The following is a 2,838-nucleotide window of genomic DNA, read 5'->3' on the forward strand; positions in this document are numbered from 1 at the left end:
CTGCGCGGCCGCCTTGCGGGCAGCCTCCTCGGCCGCCTTCTGGCGCTGCTCCTCGAGGTAGGTCTGGCGCTCCTGGATCAGGGCGACAGTGGTGTTCTCCTTCTTGGCCAGCTCCTCGGTGAGCACCTGACGGCGCGCCTCGGTCTGGTTCTGGAGGGCCACCGCGCTCTCCGCGGCCGCCTGTGCGGCATCCGTGCGCGTCTGGACCTCGTCCGTGGCCTCCTGCTGGTTGGCCACCGCCTTGTCGGCCGCGTCCTTCATGATCTTCGCGACCTGCTCCAGCGCGGCCACGCGCTGCATCTTCGACTCGGCGGCGCTGCCGAAGGTCTGGATCGCCGCCTGCTTGGCCTCCACCGTGCGCAGGCCGTCGGACTCCAGATAGGGGGCGAGGGCGTCCAGGGACGAACCGTCCGAGCGGTACGCGGTCTGGACCACCGAGGCGAGCTCCTGGCGACCCTTGTCGTAGTCCGCCTGGGCCTTGGCCGACTCCTCCTTGGCCTTCGTGGCGGTGTCGGTGGCCTCCTGGAGCTTGATCTTGGCGTCGTTGAGCTCCTCGGCCGCGATCTGGGCCGCCTGCGTTGTCTGTTGGGCCTGGGAGGTGACGTTGGCCAGCTCGACCTCGATCTGGGCCACCGACATCTTCGCGGCGTTCTCCTCGGCCCGGGCCCGGTCGATGTCGTCCTGGGAGGGCGCGGCCTGCGCCACGGCCGGGAAGAAGAGGGAGAGTGCGGCCAGGAGTGCGACGAGGCCCGTGACGCGCCGCGGGGACCTGTGCTGCTCGACTGTCCGTCCTCGAATGCTCAATGCCACGTGACCCACCTGTTGTCTGCTCGACGGTCCGTCACCGGTGCGCACCCGTCGCCCGCCTCGCGTCCGGATGCGCCCTCAGACGCTGGTTCCCCCACGAACGTACTTCACCACCATGACCATGTGCAACAAGTTTCCCAATAATGCCTTTTGAACACACGTGCACCATTGGCCACAATCGCAACATCAGCACCACCGAACGCCACGGGGAAGCGACGCCGCTCCGCGGGCGGTGCCGCCCCCGTCCCGGTCCCCACCAGACCCCACCGGCCCCGCCGGCACCCGACCACGTCACACCATCCCGGATCCTGGGACCCGTCCTCCACGCCCCCCGGGCGTCACGTATGTTCTGCCCATGTCCCGCCGAATGCCGAGCTGACTGCACGTCAGCCACCAGATGCGCCGACCGCCGGAGGTCGAGGACGAGTTCCTCCCACGGGTCGGGCGTGACGCGTGTGCGGAACTGTCGTGCAGCCAGTGTCACCACCTGCGGGAGGCACCGGAAGACGGCCACCGACCCCGGACCACCGGGCCGCCCCGGAGCACTGCTCCCGCCCCACCTCACCACACCGACTGCAGGAGCAGACATGTCACACCAGAGCAACGCCCAGAACTGGGCCTTCGAGACCAAGCAGATCCACGCGGGCTGGGACCGCGACCCCGAGACCGGGGCCACGAGCCTCCCGATCTTCCAGACCTCCTCCTACGCCTTCGCCAATGCCGACCAGGCAGCCGACCGTTTCGGCCTCCGGGAGCTCGGACCCATCTACACCCGCCTCACCAACCCCACCAACGAGGCGGTCGAGAACCGCATCGCCGCCCTCGAGGGCGGTGTCGGCGCGCTCCTCGTCTCCTCCGGACAGGCCGCCGAGGCACTGGCGATCCTCAACATCGCCGTCGCCGGCAACAACGTCGTCGCCTCCCCCTCCCTGTACGGGGGCACGGTCACCCTGCTGAAGAACACCCTGGGCCGTCTCGGCATCGAGGCCCGTTTCGTCGAGGACACCTCCGACCCCGAGGCCTGGAAGGCACTCGCCGACGAGAAGACGGTCGCCTTCTACGGTGAGACGATCCCGAACCCCAAGGGCGACATCCTCGACATCGAGCCCATCGCCGCCGCGGCCCACGAGGTCGGCGTCCCCCTGATCGTCGACAACACCGTGGCCACCCCCTACCTCCTGCGTCCCATCGAGTGGGGCGCGGACGTGGTCGTCCACTCCGCCACCAAGTACCTCGGTGGGCACGGCACCTCGATCTCCGGGGTCATCGTGGACTCGGGCAACTTCGACTACGGCGCCGAGCCCGAGCGCTTCCCCTACTTCTCCACTCCCGACGAGTCCTACAACGGCCTCGTCTACGCCCGGGACCTCGGCAAGGACGGCGCCTTCGGCGTCAACCTCTCCTACATCCTGCGGGCGCGGACCCTGGGTGAGCGCGACCTCGGCTTCGCCTCCTCGCCCTTCAACGCGTTCCTCATCGAGCAGGGCATCCAGACCCTGTCCCTGCGCGTCGAGCGCCACGTGGACAACGCCCTCAGGATCGCCCGGTACCTCGAGGCGCACTCCCAGGTCGAGTCCGTGGCGTACGCGGGCCTCGAGTCCTCCCCGTACCACGAGCTGGCGAAGAAGTACACGCCGCGCGGTCCCGGCGGACTGCTCTCCTTCGTGATCGAGGGCGGGGCCGCGGCGGGGAAGGCCTTCGCCGACGCCCTGGAGCTGCTCCCCACGGTGGCCAACATCGGGGACGCGAAGTCCCTCGTCATCCACCCGGCCTCCACCACGCACTCCCAGCTCACCGAGGACGAGCTGCGCAAGGCGGGCATCGAGCCCGGCACGGTGCGCCTGTCCATCGGCATCGAGTACGTCGACGACATCATCGCCGACCTCGAGCTCGGGTTCGCCGCCGCTGCCGCAGTCACGGCGGGTACCGAGGCGGCCTGAGCCATGTCGCAGCACCGCTCCGTCCAGCCCCTGCGCCCCCCGGTCTCCGGGGGGTGGCACGAGGGCGACCCCGCTGCCTTCCGGCACTTCG

General features: G+C 69.6%; 2 protein-coding genes. One reads left to right on the plus strand and one right to left on the minus strand.

Features of this window, described 5'->3' with window-relative positions; genetic code table 11:
* Nucleotides 1–810, minus strand: an 810-nt coding sequence (locus TA90_RS02205) for a coiled-coil domain-containing protein (protein WP_407921575.1), incomplete at its 3' end; no start/stop codon positions are given.
* 584 nt (nt 811–1,394) lie between these two features.
* Between TA90_RS02205 and TA90_RS02210 the strand changes: the two genes are divergently transcribed.
* On the plus strand, nt 1,395–2,747 hold the full coding sequence (locus TA90_RS02210) for an O-acetylhomoserine aminocarboxypropyltransferase/cysteine synthase family protein (protein ID WP_043534392.1): 1,353 nt from the start codon (nt 1,395–1,397) through the stop codon (nt 2,745–2,747).
* Nucleotides 2,748–2,838 lie beyond the last annotated feature (91 nt).

Origin of the sequence: Actinomyces polynesiensis (genome assembly GCF_000820725.1) — a bacterium.
GTDB lineage: Bacteria > Actinomycetota > Actinomycetes > Actinomycetales > Actinomycetaceae > Pauljensenia > Pauljensenia polynesiensis.

Coding starts and splice junctions, on each gene's coding strand:
- TA90_RS02210 (WP_043534392.1), top strand. CDS start 1,395: ATGTCACACCAGAGCAACGCCCAGAACTGGGCCTTCGAGACCAAGCAG.